The sequence below is a fragment of the Bradyrhizobium japonicum USDA 6 genome, assembly GCF_000284375.1.
Classification (GTDB): domain Bacteria; phylum Pseudomonadota; class Alphaproteobacteria; order Rhizobiales; family Xanthobacteraceae; genus Bradyrhizobium; species Bradyrhizobium japonicum.
On record NC_017249.1, the window covers coordinates 8,294,962 to 8,314,294 of the forward strand.

At 57.8% G+C, this 19,333-nt stretch carries 15 protein-coding genes and 2 pseudogenes; 13 read left to right on the forward strand and 4 right to left on the reverse strand.

Annotated features, from left to right (window positions below):
• Positions 1-146: 146 nt before the first annotated feature.
• The gene (locus tag BJ6T_RS38425) at positions 147-1,601 is read right to left on the reverse strand and encodes a DUF1521 domain-containing protein (protein ID WP_014497946.1); all 1,455 of its coding nucleotides are present in this window, start codon (positions 1,599-1,601) and stop codon (positions 147-149) included.
• Positions 1,602-1,851: 250 nt separating this feature from the next.
• On the opposite strand from BJ6T_RS38425, the gene BJ6T_RS44615 reads away from it, so the two are divergent.
• The 13 genes and pseudogenes from BJ6T_RS44615 to BJ6T_RS38480 all read left to right on the forward strand — a co-directional run bounded on the left by BJ6T_RS44615 (position 1,852) and on the right by BJ6T_RS38480 (position 14,746).
• Positions 1,852-2,412, forward strand: coding sequence for a hypothetical protein (locus tag BJ6T_RS44615; RefSeq protein WP_014497947.1), 561 nt, complete (start codon positions 1,852-1,854; stop codon positions 2,410-2,412).
• Between the two features lie 97 nt (positions 2,413-2,509).
• The gene (locus tag BJ6T_RS38430) at positions 2,510-2,818 is read left to right on the forward strand and encodes a hypothetical protein (protein WP_011084613.1); all 309 of its coding nucleotides are present in this window, start codon (positions 2,510-2,512) and stop codon (positions 2,816-2,818) included.
• A gap of 42 nt (positions 2,819-2,860) precedes the next feature.
• Positions 2,861-3,052 carry a hypothetical protein gene (locus BJ6T_RS38435; protein ID WP_014497948.1) on the forward strand — a complete coding sequence of 64 codons (192 nt, stop codon included), beginning with the start codon at positions 2,861-2,863 and terminating at the stop codon, positions 3,050-3,052.
• Between the two features lie 116 nt (positions 3,053-3,168).
• Entirely contained in the window at positions 3,169-4,062 is an 894-nt protein-coding gene (locus BJ6T_RS38440; protein ID WP_011084612.1) for a SctD/MshK family protein, read from the forward strand.
• A 33-nt stretch (positions 4,063-4,095) separates the two neighbouring features.
• Positions 4,096-4,632 carry a hypothetical protein gene (locus BJ6T_RS44620; RefSeq protein WP_011084611.1) on the forward strand — a complete coding sequence of 179 codons (537 nt, stop codon included), beginning with the start codon at positions 4,096-4,098 and terminating at the stop codon, positions 4,630-4,632.
• A 2-nt stretch (positions 4,633-4,634) separates the two neighbouring features.
• Positions 4,635-5,063, forward strand: coding sequence for a tetratricopeptide repeat protein (locus BJ6T_RS38445; protein ID WP_011084610.1), 429 nt, complete (start codon positions 4,635-4,637; stop codon positions 5,061-5,063).
• A gap of 9 nt (positions 5,064-5,072) precedes the next feature.
• Entirely contained in the window at positions 5,073-7,172 is a 2,100-nt protein-coding gene (sctV, locus tag BJ6T_RS38450) for a type III secretion system export apparatus subunit SctV (protein WP_011084609.1), read from the forward strand.
• Between the two features lie 30 nt (positions 7,173-7,202).
• Positions 7,203-7,793, forward strand: a complete 591-nt coding sequence (locus BJ6T_RS44625) for a tetratricopeptide repeat protein (RefSeq protein WP_014497949.1) — start codon at positions 7,203-7,205, stop codon at positions 7,791-7,793.
• A gap of 181 nt (positions 7,794-7,974) precedes the next feature.
• Positions 7,975-8,783, forward strand: a pseudogene (locus BJ6T_RS49890) (effector protein NopP).
• Positions 8,784-9,897: 1,114 nt separating this feature from the next.
• Positions 9,898-11,244, forward strand: a complete 1,347-nt coding sequence (locus BJ6T_RS38460; protein WP_014497950.1) for a M16 family metallopeptidase — start codon at positions 9,898-9,900, stop codon at positions 11,242-11,244.
• A 53-nt stretch (positions 11,245-11,297) separates the two neighbouring features.
• Positions 11,298-12,703 (forward strand): annotated as a pseudogene (locus tag BJ6T_RS47770) (M16 family metallopeptidase).
• A 519-nt stretch (positions 12,704-13,222) separates the two neighbouring features.
• Complete coding sequence (locus BJ6T_RS38475; RefSeq protein WP_011084600.1) at positions 13,223-13,972, forward strand: P-loop NTPase family protein; 750 nt, start codon at positions 13,223-13,225, stop codon at positions 13,970-13,972.
• Positions 13,973-14,026: 54 nt separating this feature from the next.
• Positions 14,027-14,746 carry a hypothetical protein gene (locus BJ6T_RS38480; RefSeq protein ID WP_011084599.1) on the forward strand — a complete coding sequence of 240 codons (720 nt, stop codon included), beginning with the start codon at positions 14,027-14,029 and terminating at the stop codon, positions 14,744-14,746.
• Positions 14,747-15,292: 546 nt separating this feature from the next.
• Here BJ6T_RS38480 and BJ6T_RS48855 read toward each other — a convergent pair.
• The 3 genes from BJ6T_RS48855 to BJ6T_RS47780 form a co-directional block, all read right to left on the reverse strand.
• Positions 15,293-15,754: an NEL-type E3 ubiquitin ligase domain-containing protein gene (locus BJ6T_RS48855; RefSeq protein WP_074076604.1), complete on the reverse strand. Its 462-nt coding sequence runs from the start codon at positions 15,752-15,754 to the stop codon at positions 15,293-15,295.
• Between the two features lie 66 nt (positions 15,755-15,820).
• On the reverse strand, positions 15,821-16,210 hold the full coding sequence (locus BJ6T_RS48860; RefSeq protein ID WP_014497954.1) for a hypothetical protein: 390 nt from the start codon (positions 16,208-16,210) through the stop codon (positions 15,821-15,823).
• A gap of 1,088 nt (positions 16,211-17,298) precedes the next feature.
• Entirely contained in the window at positions 17,299-17,595 is a 297-nt protein-coding gene (locus BJ6T_RS47780; protein WP_161170740.1) for a hypothetical protein, read from the reverse strand.
• Positions 17,596-19,333 lie beyond the last annotated feature (1,738 nt).

A 19,333-nucleotide genomic window follows, 5' to 3' on the forward strand; every position in this document is an offset into this window, starting at 1 on the left:
TGAATCACGACTCACGTTCCAAGAAAAGTGGGTACTAGTATCTTCATCTCCTCACTGAACACGAAAAGCGGGCGCTAGCGCCCACTTCAGTGACTTATCCCATAAGCTGGAACCGCTTCGCAGTACCAGCCAGACCTCAGGCCAACTCAAGCATCGGACGTTGTGCCTGGATTCTCATTGCTGTCGATGATTTCCTGGTTCACCTGGCGTCCAGACCGGTCAACCCAGCCCGAGCCTGGTTGTTCATAAATCGTCTGGGCTCCGTCCGAAGTCAATTGATCAAGCGTACGGCCCGCATTCGACTGCGTCACCTTGAGATTGTTCTTACCGTCAAAGCGGTCTCCAAGCCCTTCGACGACCATGGCATTGTCGCCGTTAGTAATGGTCAGCTTCGAGGCCATCGTTTTGCCCTTGCCGATATCAACGGTGTCGACAGTAATCTTCGTGCCGTCGTCGAGCTGGAAAGTCATGTTCTTCTTGAAGTCAAAGTCGACCTTGCCGTCACCGTCGGCATCGACGTGGGGATCGCCTTTAATCGAGGTGATCTTGCCTGTTTGACTGTTACGAATGAGCACTGTTCCGTCATTTTCGTCGACCAAGATCGAATACTTATCACCAAGCTTGATCTCAGCCTTGCCGTCCCTGACCTCATGTGACCACACTGGCGCCGGCTGAGAAGACTGCGTGGGCACCTGGGCAGCCGCAACAGGCACCATCGCAAGAGGCGGCGGCGGAGGAGGAACGAAGAAGACGGGCGCCGTAGAGGTGGGCGCTCCGCTTGCATACTGGTAGTTGCCCGGCCCACGCCCTTGCTCGCCGTCGTCGATACTCGCCTGATTCACGGCGCGTCCGGCGCCATCGACCCATCCCTGTCCACTCTCATGGATCGTTTGGGCACCATCAGACGTCAACTCGTCAAGGGTCATCCCAGCGTTGGACTGCGTCACCCTCAGATTGTTTTTGCCATCCTTGTCGTCGCCGAGCCCCTCGACAACGATCGCGTTGTGGCCGTTCGTAATCGTAAGCTTTGAAGAGATGGCCTGGCCATTGCCGTAGTCGACATTATTCACAGTAATCTTCGTGCCGTCGTCGAGCTGAAACGTCATATCCTTCTTGAAATCGAAGTCATCCTTGCCGTCTCCGTCGGCATCAACGTGCGGGTCGCCATGAATGACCGTGACATGGCCGGTCTGGTTGTTGCGGACTGTCCACGTGCCATCCTTCTCATTGGCCGTAATCGTATACTTGTCCCCAAGGTTGATCGTGGCCTTGCCATCCTTGACCTCATGCGTCCACACCGGATCCACAGCAGGCTCGGCATTCTGATTCAGCTGGCTCATCAGCATGGTGGAAGGAGGAGGCGCCATCATGTACGCCTGCGTCGTAACGACGGCTGGCGCCACGACGACCGGAACGACACTCCCAACGGCCGTACCGACGAGGGCTGGTGAGGCTACCGGCAAGTACTGGTAGCTCGCCGGGGCATATTGCCCCAACATGGCGTTGAAGGTGGGAGTGACAACAGCGCCCTCCGGCGCCACTCCGTTCATCGAGTCGGGCGCACCCACCACTGGCAGGCCGGCCACGGGAAGATACTGCATTTAGTTCACTCCTGTTGCATAGACGACATCTGTAAAACTGTGAGCGTTACGCGCATAGTCACCCAAGATCCGCCGCTTCAGATCTGCATGAGAGCGCCTGATCAGCTCATCCGAACGAACGACTAATTCCCTTGCCAGAACCGGCAGCCTATGGAGATCCTCTCTCGCCCCATCACCGTAACCGCACGAGCACATCACGCGCATTCAACTCACAGATACGGTAGCCCGAACACCTGTCGAAAAGCTGACGATGATCAGCGAGCCAAGCCGCACGCACTTTGGCATCGATCGGATGTCCGAAACGCATCCTTCGCTGAACGTATCGCAAGATTTAATATTCCCTCCTGGCAAGATTCGTCTGGTACCAGCGGTGCTCCCATGTCTTCAGGCAAATGACACGACGTTGCCGGTTATCAGCCAATCATCTCATCCTCACCGCAATCAGCGCTCCCGCCGGAACTGCACATCATCTGCGAGGAGCGATCAACAGCTTGAACTCTCGCTGCATTTTCCCAAACATCAAGACTTCGCGAAAGGTGAGCTTTCGCAAGCCGCCATCTTAGCCAAACGGGACAAGCGAGGGCTGAGATCCGCACGGCTCGATGACCTTATCCCGCTTCCGTGCTCCACCCTGCAAGCCACGCGCCTGCGAAGGTTCCGCCAAGTCAAATCATTCCTGAACGCGCAGCTAAGCACGGCTCAACTCGCCTTCATCCAAGCCGGCTATAGGGCGCCGCTGGGAGCGACAGGGCGATCCGATGATTGCGAGCAGATGCAAGCCTGCCGCAAAATATCACTCGCCTCAACGTGAGGCTCGTCAGCTTTTCGAAAGCTAGCGCCCCTAGCATGAGGCCGCTGAAGCTAGGCGAACAGTCGTCTGCGCAACAAGACGAACATAGGAGAACGCAATGATCGGAGAAATGATTGGAAGCGCCGCCGGCGGTTACCTAGGCGGCCCGGCCGGAGCGGCAATTGGTTCGGCACTGGGCGGGACCGTGGACAAGGTCTTTGACAAGGTGGTCCACACCTTGGTGCCCGACGAGGGTCACCATGATAAGGCCGAAGACCACAAAGACGCCGGCGAAAAGACCGAGGTGCAATCCAAGCACGAGACTGCCTGCAAGAGCCCGGAGCTGAACCTCGGGCTCAGCACGCTCGGCGGTACGCCCATGTTCCTTTCCATTCCTGCGATCGTCTCGCCGGCCCGCACCTCGTAACAAATCAGAACCAGCGTTATCCCAAAAGAAAGGCAAATAGACATGGCGGTTGACAATGTTGGCGGAAATGGCGGCGCTGCTGGTGCCCAGCAGACCGGCGATAGCGGCTTCCAGAACCAGATGGCTGAATTCGAGCGTGTGAGCCAGAAGGTTCAGGCCCAGGCCGTGGCAATGCGCAGAATTACGACCGAACTCTCGTCCGAGAAGAAGGTCGCCGACGAGCGCGTCCAGTAATTCTGCAAGACGGGTGGCTCACCGCAGTTGCTACCGTCGCCGCGCTGTGAATGACGAAGTCTGGATGAGCCGTACGGCACCGCCGTACGGCTTCTCTCGTTATTCGGGGGATTATCGTGAACGACTCTGTTTCGCTTGAGTTCGAGGTGCTTTCGGGGGTCTATACCGGGCTCAAAGGAAAGACGGCGGGCGGCGAGAGCATTGTGGGCAGCGGCCTCGATGCGGACATGATCTTCGTTGAACAAGGGCTCGAACCGCATCATCTTCGCGTCATCCCGCAGCGCGATTCGATCGAGCTCGAAGCGCTCGCTGCCAGAATCAGCATTGACCGTCACGCTAGCATTGCAACAGGTGAGCGCGTCAGAGTGCCGCTTCCCGCGATCATTCATGCCGGCGCGATGTCCATCCGCTGGTCGGCAGAGGATTTCCAACCAATTGCTTCGAGCAAGCGATCTCGCCGCTCGATCGTGGCACTCAGCCTGATCTTGCTCAGCTCTGTCGCGATCGGCACCGTCTCAATCATCTTTGCCCCCGGCGATAGGGCGGTGGCGCCAAGCACCGGATCATCGCACGCGGTCGAAATTGCCGCTAAACCAACCGTCGATCATTTTGACGCGAGAGCTGCTGATGAAATGGCCGCATCACTGCGCCAACAGATCGAACGAGAGGGCCTTCCTGACGTCAAGATCGGGCACGGGCCCGGCGTCGTGACCGCGGAAGGGACGATTGCGCCGGACCTCGTCGCAAAATGGAAAGAAATCCAGCAATGGTTCGATCGTCAAAGCAATGGTACCCCGACCCTTGTGAACGCTGTCGCGGTGAAAGAGGAAAAGATGCCGTCTTCGATTGCTGTCCAAGCCGTCTGGCGCGGAAGCGAACCTTATCTGCTTATTGCCGGGCAGAAGTATTTCGTCGGCGCGCTCTTAAGTAATGGATGGACCGTTGATCGAATCGAGGATGGACGAGTTCTGCTCAGCCGCAACGGCCGATCTGCCGCTTTGCCCTATTAAGGTCTCTACCCTGCAAAAGAGAAGGAGAAGGCTATGGCTAGGCTGCCTCAGAACTCCGTAGGGCCCGGCAACTCATCGCAGGGGTTAGATGCGGGCCAGCACGCACCAGTCATCGGCTCGCCTCCTTCGCGAGGTGATAAGCTCGAAGTCGGAGGCGCCCATGCGGATAGCGGCACGAAGCGGGCGTCGTGGCAGGATGCGGCTTCGTATGATCTGCCAATTGATGGCGCGAGCGAAGCGGCGCTCGGGGTCGATTCCGTCGGCGCCATCTCACGCGTCACTTTATTCGAAAGCGAAGCAGGAGCGAATGAGGTAGATGCACGCGCGAGATTGGCTTCGCTTTATGGTCCCAATCTGTCCCGCGGACTACTCTCCTTCGTAGTTCCGCGCCTTCGTCATCCCGACGTACTGCGCGCTGACAAGCATGGTGTTCTTCTGGAACGCTTGACGCGAACATTGGAGGCGACGCCGGAAGACAAGACGGCGCGAGAGTGCTTGGCAATCCTGCAGCAGGAGCTGCAGCGGTTACTAATGCTCCGACAAAACCAAAACAGCTTAATCAAGGGTTAGCCATGGCCGATCCTGATGGATTGCATCGCGTCGCCGTTCCCCTGGCTCCAGGAGTCTCAAAATCCGGCGATATTCCGTCGATCTCCGGGCCAGAGCGCGACCTGCTTTGCGCACTCTCATATGTCCATCTCGCGTGCGGGCAGAGCGCACACAGCCTGGCTCTGTTGCGAATTGCAGCTCGCGAGCATTCCAACGACGTCGGTCTACTCCGCATTCTAGCCTACACGCTCATCGCCGAGGGCCTCGGCGAGGAAGCACTCCATGTGCTGGACCGGCTGGACGCACTTGATACGCAACCCTCTTCTCGCATACCGATGACGCTGTTGCGCAGTCACGCGCTACGGCACGCTGGCCGCATGGCCGAGGCTCGCGAGGTCTTCCAGACCTATGTGTCATTGCGCGCGAGTACAGCCCTCATCCGAAAGCAATAGGGATCTATCATGGCCAACACCTTGCGCGGCTTTGTCGTGCGCGCTCCGGCCCACCCGGATTTCATGGTTGCCTTGATGCTGCTTCTAGCGATCGGCATGATGATCATGCCAATCCCAATCATCGTGATCGACATGCTGATCGGCTTCAATCTTGGCTTTGCCATATTGCTGCTGATGGTTGCCCTCTATCTCAGCACACCGCTTGATTTCTCGTCCTTGCCGGGCGTCATCCTGATCTCCACCGTATTTCGGCTGGCGCTGACGATTGCAACAACACGGCTGATCCTCGCCGAAGGCGACGCGGGCAGCATCATTCACACCTTCGGCGACTTCGTCATTTCAGGGAATATTGCGGTCGGAATTGTCATATTCTTGATCGTGACCATGGTCCAATTCATGGTTCTTGCCAAGGGTGCCGAACGCGTCGCAGAGGTGTCTGCGCGCTTCACGCTTGACGCGCTACCAGGCAAGCAGATGGCGATCGATGCGGAGCTACGCAACAGCCACATCGATCAACACGAAGCACGCCGCCGACGTGCCGCCTTGGAACAAGAGAGTCAGCTTCATGGCGCTATGGATGGTGCCATGAAGTTCGTTAAGGGAGACGCGATCGCCGGGCTGATCGTGATCTGCATCAATATGCTTGGCGGAATAAGCATCGGCCTGCTCTCCAAGGGCATGTCGCTCGATGAAGCGCTGCATCAATATACTCTTTTGACGATTGGTGATGCGCTCATTTCGCAGATTCCGGCGCTGCTGCTGTCAATTACCGCCGCGACCATTGTCACGCGCGTCAACGGACCCTCCAAACTCAGACTCGGCGCCGATATCGTTCACCAACTTACCGCAAGTACGGAGGCACTTAGGCTAGCCGCTTGCGTCTTGGTATTCATGGGGCTCGTTCCTGGCTTTCCTTTGCCCCCGTTTGCCGTGCTGGCCGTCCTGTTCGCTGCCGCAAGCTACGTCAAGGTCGGCCCCAAAGACGACAAGCCTGCCGCCAAAATAGGAGCTAGCGCCGCGGCATCGGCGCCGGTTCCTGCAGCGGTCCAAAAGCAGGCCGCACATGCGGAAGCGCTTCCGATCGCGTTGTTCCTTGCACCAAACCTGACGGATTCGATCGACAAAGACGAGCTGGAAGAGAGCATTTCGCGTGTTTCAAGGCTCGTGTCGGCGGACCTTGGCATCACCATTCCGCGGATCCCTGCCCAGATTGGCGACAGCTTGTCCTCGTCGCAGTTCAGGGTCGATGTCGATAGTGTGCCAGTTGAGCGTGATGTGATCAATCCCGGGCACTTGGCACTCAACGACGATGTCGCGAACATCGAATTGAGCGGCATCCCTTTTCAACAAGACCCTGAAACGAATCGGGTCTGGATCGAAGAACGGCATGCAGCGGCTCTCAAGGCCGCCGGAATCGGATATCATCGGCTAAGCGAAGTTCTTGCCTTACGTCTCCATTCCACATTGACGCGCTTTGCACAGCGCCTGGTCGGTATTCAGGAAACCCGCCAATTGCTCGCTCGGATGGAGCAGGAATACCCTGATCTGGTGAAGGAGGTACTGCGTACGGCCACCGTCCCTCGGATCGCCGAGGTCCTGCGCCGCTTGCTCGATGAAGGCATTCCAATCCGCAATACCCGCTTGCTTCTGGAGGCATTGGCAGAATGGAGCGAGCGCGAGCAAAACGCCGTCCTGCTCACCGAGTATGTTCGTGCTACCTTAAAACGCCAAATCTGCTTCCGGTATGCTAATGCCCATCGCGTCGTGGTCGCCTTTATCATCGAGCGTGAGAGCGAGGAAATCATCCGCGGCGCAGTACGGGAAACGGCCGTAGGCCCATATCTCGTCTTGGATGAATGGCAGAGCGAAAAGCTGCTTGCACAATTTCGTCAGATTCATGCGACCATCGCGCAAAGTAAGAGCCAGCCTGTCGTCCTCGGTTCGATGGATATCCGGCGTTTCGTGCGCGGTTTTCTCACGCGCAACGGAATCGACTTGCCTGTTCTGTCCTATCAAGATCTCGCCGCGGACTTCACGGTCCGGCCGATCGGATCCGTCAAGCTTCCAAAGGCGCCTTCCTCAGGAGGGCTCCTAACAGCTGCAAGCTAAGAGTGCGCAGCACTACCTTGTGAGTAGCCGATGAAATCTAATGACACCAGCTTCCGCCGATATCTGTGCTCCGCCAGTCCAAGGCTGCGGCCGGCTCTGCTTGCGATGCTGACTGTTGTGCTGCTCGCTGGTTGCGCTACCGCAGACAAACATGGCCTTTCACCGCAGCAGAGGCCCGCATCAGACCTCGCAGACAGCGAAGAGATCGACCCCGCCGCGCGCGAGCGCATTTCGCACGCGCTTGGCCGAGATGCTGATGAAGGGGCTCTGCGCGACGCATTGAAGCAACAGCCGAACAACATTGATGCGGCTATTCCTCTTGCGCGAGCCCTGCTGGCACGCAACTGTCCGAATGATGCGCTTGAGGTGCTCGACGGCGTGTTATTGGCAACCCCTGGCGACCTGCGCGCATTAAATGCCAAAGCAGTTGTTCTCGATCACGAGGGCCGTCATCAGGAAGCCCAAGAGCTATACCGCCAAGCTCTCGCGGCGGAACCTGCAAACCCGATGCTGCGCAACAATTTCGGACTGTCCCTCGCCCTTCAAGGCAAGATGGACGCCGGCGATGCCAGCGCAGCACCTCAGGCGGGCAGCCGGAAAGCATTGGCTCGTTCAAGATAAGGCGATCAAGAGCGGGCAGGAATAGCGAAGCGTGATGCTTAGCTGTCAGCTTGCCGACAGCTAGGCTTACTATGAGCGCGGAACCCCACTCCGGCGCGGCCTCGCCGACATAACAGGACGTGTTATGTTTCAAAACACTAAAGCTCTATCTAACAGCGAACGTGCGTCCGAGCTCGATGAAATGGGAACGAGCTCGGACGATGGCTCCCACACGGATAGCCCAAGATTCTTGGATGTATTCTCTGCTCTGAGTTTGGCGCCATCGAGCTGCTCCGTTGATGCATCTTTGGCAGCAGTCCCGCCATACGCGCTGGTTGACGAGCGGCCGGTGGTTGAGATCTCAAAATCTTCGTTTGAGAATAAGCTGGCAGATTTTTATGGGGGAGACATAGAGGATATTGCTGCCAATCCGCAGCGATACTCGCGCTGGGTTTCCGAAAAGGCTCACGCACAGCGGACACTGCATTTCGCTTCGGCACGAAGTCTATTTCGGAGAAATCGTGCTTTTTCAGCTATCAGCTTGGGAACAAGAGCGTCGGGCTTCTGAGAACGGAACCCGGAGGCCGCATGAGTGAGCTGTTCAAGGGCAACAATGATTGGCGCCATCAATTTCCTGGACGAGATGAAATCACCTCAACAATAGCTTTCCGGGTTACTCATCCGCTCGTCGAGAACGCGGGCGATATCTTGCTTGAACATCAGCTCCAGATCGACGGAAACAAACCGCTCGTTCTCTCCCACTCTTCCAATCCGGAAGCGAAAGCCCGCGCGGCAGCGTTGGGCTTTCTTGAGGTTAGTGACTCGATGATGGTGCTAGATCCCACCAAGCACGATGACAAATGGAAGAACGAAGGCGGCAATTGGCAGCGGGCGGGTAAGCCGCCTTTGTATCTTGCCGCGACTGAAGACAACAGCGGCAATGCCAAGTATACCGAGAGTGTAGCGAAGCCCGCGAACGATCCGTATGATGAGGAATATGACTTTATGTAGAGCCTACAGGCATCACACGAAGAGCGATTGGCCGGATCGGCGGGGCAAGATCAGGCCTCTATCTCATTTCCTGCTGCATGTACTCTTGAGCACCGACATCTTTTCCGTATCCGCAGGCGGAGTTGGACTGCGCTGTGGGTCCTTTCGTCTGGCGGAATCAAGCCGGACGAGCAGCAGATCGATTATCTCTCGGACTCCGCAGCCTCGTGTTCCTCCTGATCTGCAGCTTGCGCCAGCAAAGAGCCTCCTTGTATCAGCCGAAATGACGCGGTCTATCGGCACTGCGAAGCTACAGCGCGCGATGGCGGCGCACGATCTCCATGACACCCGGTCCTGCCATGTGAGGATCTCCTCCTCTGCCTTCCCGGGAAAAAACTTGCTCGCAAACCGTTTTCAGCCCTTTAGCCGCCGGCAGCGGACGGCATGATTGGTTGGCAGAATCTTGCCGGCATGAACGTCCTCCGGGAGGATCACATCCTCATCAAACCCGCTCGGCACTGCTACATCCACGCCCTTCTGGCATCTTGTCGTTCAGATAAGAGAGAGGAGAAATAGCGAAGTAGTTAACATGCGCCAACCAGGCTCCGGCTTGCAACCGCAAATCACATGACCGCGATCTGCGGTGCCCTTGGTATCCTTAATCTGAGTGACTTGTTGGCAGGTGATTTAAGGACGGTGAGCGGTGCGCTCGGCTTCCCTTTGCCTTACGTAAACCGCGACGGCCGGCAAGTGACTTCCACTGTCTCATCGAAGCTATCGCTGAGCATTTGTTTACCTCGCGCGTCAACAACCGATGGGCTTTTGCGGCAAATCTTCTCAATCGCGCTCCCCCGCGGCACCTGATGCGCGCGGCCGATAAACTACGCTGTTGTCGCACGTTCATCCTGGACTACTTCGGCGCAGTGTACTCAGAGGAGCTGCTCGCTGGCAGACAAATCGTCAAGCCGCTCATCGTGTAGAGCGAGATGTGTGACGGCAAGCTGCTGAGTGTTGTGCCAGCGTATATCGCGCTTGATCTACCCCCAAATCTCCAGAGACGCCAAGTTCTCCTGAGACGTTGTGCGCAAGGTTGTGTTCATGACATGTCGACGGTTACATTTGGCCACCTGAAGCCTTGGACTCGACGACGCGCACCACTCCGGCGGTTAGCGTCTATGCCGGCACGGTCAGATCAGATCGAGCAGCATGCTTCACGCTTCAGAACGACCTGCAGGTGGTTGTGATCCAGGATCATCGCACACCAGTCGTCACTCAGATGATCTGGTATAAGGTCGGTTCCGCGGATGAACCGCCCGGCAAATCGGGGCTTGCGCATTTCCGCGAACACCTGATGTTCAAGGGTACTTCCAAACATCCGGCGGATGAATTCTCCAAGGCCGTGCTGCGCGCCAGCGGCTACCAGAACGCCTTTACCGGGTTCGACTTCACCAGCTACTTCCACCACGTGCCTCGAGAGCACCTCGGCAAGATGATGGAATTTGAAGCCGACCGCATGACCGGTCTCGTTCTCAAGGACGAGAACGTGCTCTCCGAGCGAGACGTCGTGCTGGAGGAATTCAATATGAGGGTCGCCAACCATCCAGGTAACCGGCTTGCTGAGCAGATGATGGCGGCGCTTTACCTCAACCACCCCTACGGCCACCCTATTATCGCGTGGCGCCAGGAAATCGAAAAGCTTACCCGAGAGGACGCGCTTGCCTTCTACCGGCGCTTCTATGCACCTAACAACGCGATCCTGATTGTCGCTGGCGACGTAGCCACCAAGGAAATGCGCTCCATGGTGAAGGAGACGTTTGGCGGCATCCCCGCGCAACCTTCGATTCCCAAGGAACGCCTGCGGCCGCAGGAACCACCGCCGGCCGCGCAGCGCAGAGTGACACTGGCCGATGCCCGCGTCGAGCAGCCGGCCCTGCGCCGCTATTATCTCGTACCCTCGACTCGCAGCGCGGCCGCGGGCGAGGGTCCAGCGCTTGAGGTGCTCGAGCAGTTGATGGGCGGCGGCATTAACTCATATCTCTATCTCTCGCTGGTTGTCGAAAAGCAGCTCGCGGTCACCGCCAGGGCGAGCTACCACTCTGCCGCGCTCGATCCATCGCTATTCGAGATTTCCGTCATACCAAAGCCTGGCGCCAACCTCAGCCTGATCGAGCGCTGCATCGACGAGGTAATCGCCGGTATTGCCCGTAATCCCGCGAGTGCCGAAGATCTCCAGCGGGCGAAGACGCGGCTAACCGCGCAAGTCGCCTACGCCCAAGACAGTCAGGAACTGCTCGCTCACTGGTATGGCCGCGCCCTGACGACGGGACTATGCATCGAGGATGTACAACGCTGGCCGGACGACATCCGCGCGGTCGGCGCACCGCAGGTGCATGAGGCCGCGCGGATATGGCTCGACAAGAAACGAGCGGTAACCGGCTATCTCGTCAAAGAGTCTACCCCGCAACACTGGGAGACGCTCTAGTGATCCATCCTTGCACTCGACGCGGGATCCTCCTTGGAGGAGCCTCCCTCTCCATGGCGGTGCTCGCTTCGTCAAATTCGCATGCCGCACCACGATCACTGGACCGGACCAGGATCAAGCGTTTGATTTCGTCTTGCGGCATAGAAGCCTGGTTCGTGCAGGACTCCACTGTCCCATTGATCTCGATGGAATATGCCTTCACCGGCGGCGCGGCTCAGGATCCCGCTCAAAGACCTGGCGTAGCCCACATGGTTTCTGGGCTGCTCAAGGAAGGTTCCGGCAAATTTGACTTCAAGACCTTTCATCAGCGGCTGGACCGCCATGCCATTGAGCTGCGTTTTCACGTGACCCATGATCACTTCCGCGGTGCCTTGCGCACGATCAATGACAGCGCGGAGGAGGCCTTCGAGCTTTTACGGATCGCGCTAACCTCGCCGCGTTTTGAGGCCGCCGACGTCGAACGGAACCGTGCCGCTGTGCTTGCGCGCCTTCGGCACGACTCAACCGATCCTTCGTCGCTGGCTCGCCGCAAGTTCCTCGAAGTCGCTTTTGGGGATCATCCCTATGCTCGCCCAGTCGATGGCTACTTGGAAAGCGTGCCGAAGATAGAGGCCGAGGATCTCAAGGGTTATGTCCGGCGCGTCATTGCAAAAAGACACGTTCAAAATCGCGGTGGTCGGCGGGGTCGATCCAGGGGCCGTCTGCAAGCTGCTCGATAAGACCTTTGGCAGCCTGCCGAGCAACGCGGAAGCGATGCCGGTCGCCGACGTCATCGCAGCAAAGCCGCCGCAGCGGGTCTTTATTCAGCTCGATGTGCCGCAGACAGTTGTGACTTTTGGCGGTCCAGCCGTCCGTCGCAGCGAGCCGGGTTTCATGCCCGCCTGTATCGTCAACCACATTCTCGGCGGCGGCGGCCTGACGTCACGCCTGTTCCGCGAAGTCCGCGAGAAGCGCGGACTGGCTTATTCAGTCCGTGAGCAGCTTGTCTGGCTGGATCATTCAGCCATGTTTCTCGGTACCAGCGGCACCTGCGCCGATCGGGCCGGTGAAACGGTTGAAGAAATCGAGAAGCAGGTCCGACAGATCGCCGCGGAAGGACCGACTCAGCAGGAGCTCGATGACGCAAAGTCCTACCTGAAGGGCTCGCAACTGGTAGCTCTCAACACATCATCAAAACTGGCGCGAACGCTACTGCAGCATCAGCTTGACAAGTTGGCTATCGACTATCTCGAAAACCAGAATGCCGTCGTCGATGCGGTGACGCTGGAAGACGCCAAAGAGAGCAGCGCAGCGGCTGTGGGGCGGGGGTCTGCTCACAATTATCGTCGGCCGCGCCCCAAAGGACGCAGCGCAGGCGGCCATTGTGCCGTCCAGGACTACACCCCCGCCGGGCGCCGATCAGCTAGACACCGGCCCGACGACGCCGCCCAATTTATTTTCTAGCAGCCCATGTGCTTAGCTCTCGCGCGCAGAGAGGCCTTTAGCCACTCACCTTTAGCTCGTGGAGATATTCCTCGGCATGCCGAAAAGACGGCGATCTGATCCAGTAGACCTTTGATGGTCTGCGAAGCCATAGTCGGACCGCCTAGCATCCCCCCGATTTGCGCTTTCATCGAGCTCGCAATCTGACGCTACGTAAGACTCGGTCTCCCATTAAAATTTGATAGCGGCAGCGACAGCATCCATAGCGAACCTACGGCAATCCAACGATCACCATGGGCAGACTTTGATTCTTGCCCCGCATATTCCAGCCGCACACAAACCTCACGTAAATCACCAGTACAAGTGATTACTCCCATTGCCGGAGCTGCATCATCACGCGACGTTACTCGCTAGATGTTGAAAACGCTTATCAGTTGCAGAGCTCTCGCATCGGCGGTTCATTGCCCCTTCTTTCCGCCATGTTCGCACCCAAAGCAGTGACGCGCCGATAGCGCACTTTGCGCGCGGCAATAGCAAGAGCTCAGGAGATGTTTCTATGGTGAAGCCAGTGGTAATTGTAGTCGGTGCGGACAAGGGAGGAGTCGGCAAGACGACCGTATCACGAACGCTACTGGACTACTTTAGCGTCAATAACGTGCAAATACGCGCGTTCGACACGGAGTCGCCCCGGGGAACGCTGAAGCGCTTTTACCCCGGGATCACTGAGATCGTCGACATGACTGCGACGGCGGACCAGATGAAGATCTTCGATACCTTGAACTCAGGGCTGTCCGTCACTGTCATCGATGCTCGCGCAGGCCTACTGTCCTCTGCGCTGGCTTCCTTGCGCAACATCGGCTTTCTGGACTCGGCACGGTCTGGCCAGATCACATTTGCCGTGTTCCACATCCTGGGATCATCTATCGCGTCGCTAGACGAGATCGAGGAAACCGCGACTTTCATGACCGGTGCAAAGTACTACCTGGTCAAGAACTTCATCAACGACACTCAATTCTTCCAGTGGGATCAAGCCACTTATAATTCCTATTTTCATCGCATCAAACATGCGACTGAGTTGACCATCCCGAAGCTTAACGAGATGGCGTATGAGCAGGTGGAAGTCGCGTCCGTCCCGTTCATAGACTTCGTCGCGAACAAGGGACGCAATGATGAACCCGCGAACAACTCCTTCGTGCTGCGCGGCTATGTCCGGCACTGGCTGGCAAATGTCTGGAGCGAATTTGATCGCATCAACTTGACGGAATTGGCCGGGGCCAAGTCCGCCACCCGGGCCGGCGAGAAGTAGCCGTATATCCGGCAAGCTCGAGCCCACGCACAGAACGAAATTGATCTGCTGGCTATGTTAGCGACCCCCATCTACATCATCTGCTCACCTAGCCCGCAGGTCGGTAAAACCCTCATCGCTCGGGCCATGAGCGAGTTCTTGCTGCTGAAAGACGGTACAACGCTGTCGTTTGACGTCAACTTGAAAGAGCCATCATTGCTCGACTACCTGCCCAACATCACGGAGACCGCGGATGTGATCGACACATACGGCAAGATGCAGCTGATGGACCCTCTCATCGTTCACGATCGTGTACCCAAAGTAATCGATCTCGGCTTTCACGCCTTCGACGAATTCTTCAAGATGTGCGAGGAGATTGGCTTCGTCAAGGAGACGGCGCGGTGCTGTGTCACCCCTGTCGTACTCTTCGTCGCGGGCGCAGATCGCATCTCCTTTCGTGGTTACGAGATGCTGCGGCGGCGAATTCCCCCGGCCTCGCTGGTCATCATCCACAATGAATTCGCACTGCGCGGCGGATTACCTGAAGCGATGGACGGCGATCGGGTGATTCGAATTTCCGCACTACCGCTGTTCCTTAAGAGATATATAGATCGGCTTGGCTTTTCCTTCACTGGGTATCTGCGCAACGAGAAGGACTGGTCCACCGAGCTGCATCAATGGATCCGGCGGAATTACGGCATGTTTCGCGATCTGGATTCGAGTGTGACGCTGCGAAGGTGGGATCGGCCGCGGGGGACGGACATCGGTAGCCTACGTTGCACGAGGGCGACTTGAAGAGATCGGTCTGATCCCCCATCTATTTGTCTGGCCTATGAGAGGCCGTTGAGCGCTGAGTTCAACGGCGCTCGCAACGTGAACGCATTGCGTTTTGCTAATCTTCTCTTGGATGTCCATCCTATACCATGATCGTCCGCACGGACGCACGGGCGCAATTAACAGAGCTCATTCGGCAATGGCTCATGCAGACAGTCCGTCATGCAGGCAGTCCGTCCCGGAAGGCGTCGATTAAATTTTGACTTTTGTGACCGGCGAGGCGGATCGACGGACCCTCCTTCGGAGGTGCGCTCATAGCTGAAGGCCGAGCTTCCCGAGGACCTGATGCAGGAGCGCGCTTTTGATCGCGCGGGCAATCTCGTTTCGTATCTGGCGCCGAGGACCGGCTCGGCATCGGCATCGCCCGTCAGACCATGCTCAGCCAGTCGCTCATCCAAGCGGGTTTCAAATTGTACACCCATCACGCCGACGAGCCGCTCCTGCATTTCAGCATAATCTTGGGGTACCATACGCCTCACCACGCTTTCCATGGTTGCCATCGCGTCGCTAAATAGTCCCGAAATTCCGCCGCTTCCCGTCCCGCGCCGACGCCTCGGCCCTGGCCACATCGGCCTCGGTCACTTGAGACACATTCATGAAGCGCATGTCGGGAGCGTTGTGCCGCAGCTCCAGGGCGTCCCGCAGCTGGGCTTGGTAGGCAAGATAAACCTCGATCTCGTCGACATCCGCGTCGGGATCGGCACGGCGAAGTGAGTTGACCCTCTCGCGCGCGATCCCGTCAAGCGCTTCCAAGCGAAACAAGACGCGGTCGTTCTGGAGCAGTTCGCCGAGGCGCCCGTCATAGAGTCCGTCCTCGACATCAGCGTTCAGGCGTGCGGTCTGCATGCCGTTCCAGACCAAAGTAACGCGATCTTCGCAGCTCCCGTTCGCTCCCGAAGCCAACTCGAAATACTGCTCGCGTAAACGGGGCCTGACGGCTGCCTGCCGCAGATCTTCGGCGACCGCCAGGCGGAACGCCTAGTGATGGTAGTTCACGGTCTCTGCAGGCAGGCGCGTCAGCCCATTGCTGATGGCCTAGAGCCGCTGGAGGCCGGTCGAAAGTGTCTCGGGCAGGCTGTCGAGCTGATTGTGATCCACATTCAGGCGGCGCACCTCGGCCAAAATGGGCGCAGGCAAGGCGGTAAGGGACCGAGACGACAGATCTAGCGGCTGATTGAGATCACCCGTCCCCCGCCAAGCCGACGTTCGGCTTACCGCTTGTTGCCGATCCCCATGTTGCCCCTGCCCGTCTTCGGCAGCCCAGTTGGCCAGCACCTCCTCCGGCGAGGCAACCGCTCCGGCAGCGGACGTGTGCACGCCGGCCAAGGTCTCTCCCCACAGCGGTGCGGCCGGAGAGCCTGGTTCGGAGCTTTCCAAATCGGAAGTTGCGGAAGGAATACGAGTGACGAGCTGTTCTGTGTTCATCGATATCGTTTCTTCGGTAGCAAAATGAAGCGAATGCGCCGGGGCGGCGCATCTTAGAACCGCCAATCCTCCACTATGGCTGACGCGCCACCGGCCCACAAGGAGTGAGGTGCGATCCCACAAGCGTGCCGACAGGCACGAATGGCCCGGATACGCTTCTGCAACTAGCACCCACTGCAGACAGTGTAGCGAATCCAGACGGCGTTTCGCTCGCGGATCAATTGATATTGCAGTCCACCGGTCTCGCCTGCGAGCTCTGCGCCCATTGAGCCAAGCCTGCAAGGGAGTAGCGGCGCTCATGATACGAGCGCCACCTGTCGATAACCTGACGCAGTCCGGAGCGACGAAATGACGGATGGCGTTTGTAATTCCGTAACCTTGGGCTCAGCTCTCCGCAGACGAATCACTTTGTGCTGGACCGGCTGGTGGCGGGTGCCGGTCCGCCGGCAGCAGCGCGTTTAGGCCGGCAACTTTGCTGTGACGTGAGGCGAGGCGGCCATACTTCTCCCCGGGGTCAAACGCTTGGGCGATAGCTGAGCTCAAAAGCTTGCAGCCTATCGCGCTAACGCGCTTGGCTACGAGACGCAGCGCGCCCCGATGTCAACACCGCGGGCTCGCTAATTCTCTTCGACGCGGAGTTCCCAGCCATTTTAACATTGGTCACGTGAACCGGCAAACGGCGATCGGGCGGCTCTTCACGGTATCCTTCCGACTGGATAATCGGACAGGTGCATCTGTCACTGGTACGACAGATTTTCTGTGTCGAGCTCAGTGTAGCCTAGCTGCGCCGCGACCAAATAACTCGAGCAGCTAGTGCGCCTTGTTGATCTCGCGTTAAACACGCTTAACCCTATGAGCGCTGGAATTGTGCAGGACACACGTTCGCGGCGCATTGAAACCGCGAGGATCTGCCGCGATTTCTCGCCAAACGCGCGGCGTAGGATAATATTGACTTATAAGCGTCGCATACATCGGACTTCTCGCCTCCTCCGGACACGAGCGGGCGATACGCCGTTGTCGGCTCAACTATCCGGCAGGAATGCGGAGCCAGGGAACGACCGCTCGACGAGCATCGCCATGTTTTACACTTAAGGATCAACATCCGTGATGACTTCGATTGATGATACGCTAAGTGAGATCAGATGGCTGCGAAACGGAATCTGGCGCTGCCGCCGGCTACTTAACACCGACCTGCCTGGCACCGAACGCAAGGCCCTTGAGAAGCGTCTGCATGAACAGCTCTCTGCCTTTGAACGGCTCTCGTCGACGGCGTTTCCTTTCGCCTTGAGCTCTAAAGTGTATTCGGTCAGGAGCACCACAATCGGGCGAAGCGACTCCCCTGAAGCGCCCATAGAGAACGCCGCAATGGTATCAAGCGGTTGCATGGGGAAATCGATCAGCGGCTAACAAAAGAGGTTTCCTAGCCCAATCTGTTACAGCTCAGTCTAGCCGAAGGTAATCCTGAGAAATCTAAGGCAACCGCGATGAAACAAACGCGCTGATATTCCGGCAATCATTGGCTGTCGCAGCCGACTTAGCCACTTCCGCAAAAATACGTAGTCGCGGGCCACAATGCCATAAATTGATGACAGTACGGTCCACTGCCTCCACAGCTGACGCTGATTGCCCTTGGGACCAGCCACAGAGAGACGAAAGCAACTTCACAAAACCTCGAAGCCGCGAATGGCTACAGCGCTGAACAAAGCGCAACTGCTGCAGCACGAAACTCGAAATTCAAGGCCGCACCACGCCTGGGCAACTGTATCGCTAATCGAGCCAATCCAATCACGGATCGGTCCCACCCAGCCGACTGCGCCTCGGCAGGCTGATGCTCCAGCCCGGTCGACCTTCAGCCACCAAGCTGGCCAACCCCGCCGCCCGTCAGTCTGAATACTTCACTATCGTTCGAGTTCGCAACTGCCGCGTCTCTCGATGAGGGCCTACCGGGCGCTTGTTGAGCGATTGTCTCGGTGCATCGTTTTCGTTTGCCGCGGTTGGCATCATGCGCCGGCATTCGCGGTGCAAGTTTTTGAAATTGTCCCTAAGACAAAACATGGCCACGTCAACATCGCTACGGCCTGTAAAGCGGTCACAGAAGCGGATCACGTCTGATTTGCACGACGCCAAGACTTCCTCGGCTCGCCGATCTCGCGCGCGAGCGTGTCCTGTGCACCATGTCGCAGCGATCGCGATCGCAGCGAGGACGGCTGCAAAGCGATGCGCATTGCAAGTCCAGCCCATTCGTCGCTCTTGATTGACCAAACCCCTCATAAGACGCCTGTGCTTCTCTGTTTTTCTTTGCCCCGAGAGGTGATCTGTTTACCGGATTGGAATGCCTCGGCAGCCATGAGTCTCGCTTCTCGCGGGCCGGCTGCAATGATTGCCGCGCTCCGAATCATTATCCCGCCACTCGCAACACGCATTGCGAAGACCGCGACAAACAGAGATCGGCCGTTTAGCACTTATGTGCCCATGTTGGCTCCCAATATGGTTTTCTGCTTCGCCATGCCTACAACCTGACGTTACGGTCGATTCAAGCACTTTGAGCGCGCGGGCACCGCATATCATCTCGGTCAGCGCTTTCGCCAAGCGACCGTCTACAGGCCTTCTCCGCCGAGTAGATCGGATGGCGCGTCAGTCGGATGGCATGGAGTTGTGCATCATTGACGAGCTCTACGGCCGCATATTCGCCAAAGCACGATCTCGAACGCGAGAGGCTTGGCATGATCCTTGGGTGCCGCCTCACGGCCCTGCATGTGCGGTTGGAGACGCGAGCGTCAAAGTCCTACAATAGGATGCGGCGATTTAAGACGCGGAGTGGAGACAGATAAAACGCCTCCCTTGCCGCTAACCGCCCAGTTATCACTTCGAACGGCACGCGGATTGCTGGGTAAGTATCAGCCAGTTGCCGGGAAGGAAGCGGCTCAGGCGGAGCCGGAGTTCCAATGAGACTTATTCGATTCATGTTAATCGACCTGGCGCTGATGCTGGTCGCACCTGAGAGTGCAGAGGCTACGATCAGCTACTGGGCAGACTTCAAATCGGCTCGCGAAGCTGTGGGATCATTGATGCCGATTTCCGGCCGCGGGCCAGTATTCAGCTTTGGCGTGAGCCGGCATCTTT

What these genes read in the sequence shown, in the direction of transcription:
- BJ6T_RS44625 (WP_014497949.1), top strand. Translation starts at nt 7,203, where the DNA reads ATGAAATCTAATGACACCAGCTTCCGCCGATATCTGTGCTCCGCCAGT.
- sctV (WP_011084609.1), top strand. Translation starts at nt 5,073, where the DNA reads ATGGCCAACACCTTGCGCGGCTTTGTCGTGCGCGCTCCGGCCCACCCG.
- BJ6T_RS38430 (WP_011084613.1), top strand. Translation starts at nt 2,510, where the DNA reads ATGATCGGAGAAATGATTGGAAGCGCCGCCGGCGGTTACCTAGGCGGC.
- BJ6T_RS38475 (WP_011084600.1), top strand. Translation starts at nt 13,223, where the DNA reads ATGGTGAAGCCAGTGGTAATTGTAGTCGGTGCGGACAAGGGAGGAGTC.
- BJ6T_RS47780 (WP_161170740.1), bottom strand. Translation starts at nt 17,595, where the DNA reads ATGCAACCGCTTGATACCATTGCGGCGTTCTCTATGGGCGCTTCAGGG.
- BJ6T_RS44620 (WP_011084611.1), top strand. Translation starts at nt 4,096, where the DNA reads ATGGCTAGGCTGCCTCAGAACTCCGTAGGGCCCGGCAACTCATCGCAG.
- BJ6T_RS38480 (WP_011084599.1), top strand. Translation starts at nt 14,027, where the DNA reads ATGTTAGCGACCCCCATCTACATCATCTGCTCACCTAGCCCGCAGGTC.
- BJ6T_RS38435 (WP_014497948.1), top strand. Translation starts at nt 2,861, where the DNA reads ATGGCGGTTGACAATGTTGGCGGAAATGGCGGCGCTGCTGGTGCCCAG.
- BJ6T_RS48860 (WP_014497954.1), bottom strand. Translation starts at nt 16,210, where the DNA reads ATGAACACAGAACAGCTCGTCACTCGTATTCCTTCCGCAACTTCCGAT.
- BJ6T_RS38425 (WP_014497946.1), bottom strand. Translation starts at nt 1,601, where the DNA reads ATGCAGTATCTTCCCGTGGCCGGCCTGCCAGTGGTGGGTGCGCCCGAC.
- BJ6T_RS44615 (WP_014497947.1), top strand. Translation starts at nt 1,852, where the DNA reads ATGATCAGCGAGCCAAGCCGCACGCACTTTGGCATCGATCGGATGTCC.
- BJ6T_RS38445 (WP_011084610.1), top strand. Translation starts at nt 4,635, where the DNA reads ATGGCCGATCCTGATGGATTGCATCGCGTCGCCGTTCCCCTGGCTCCA.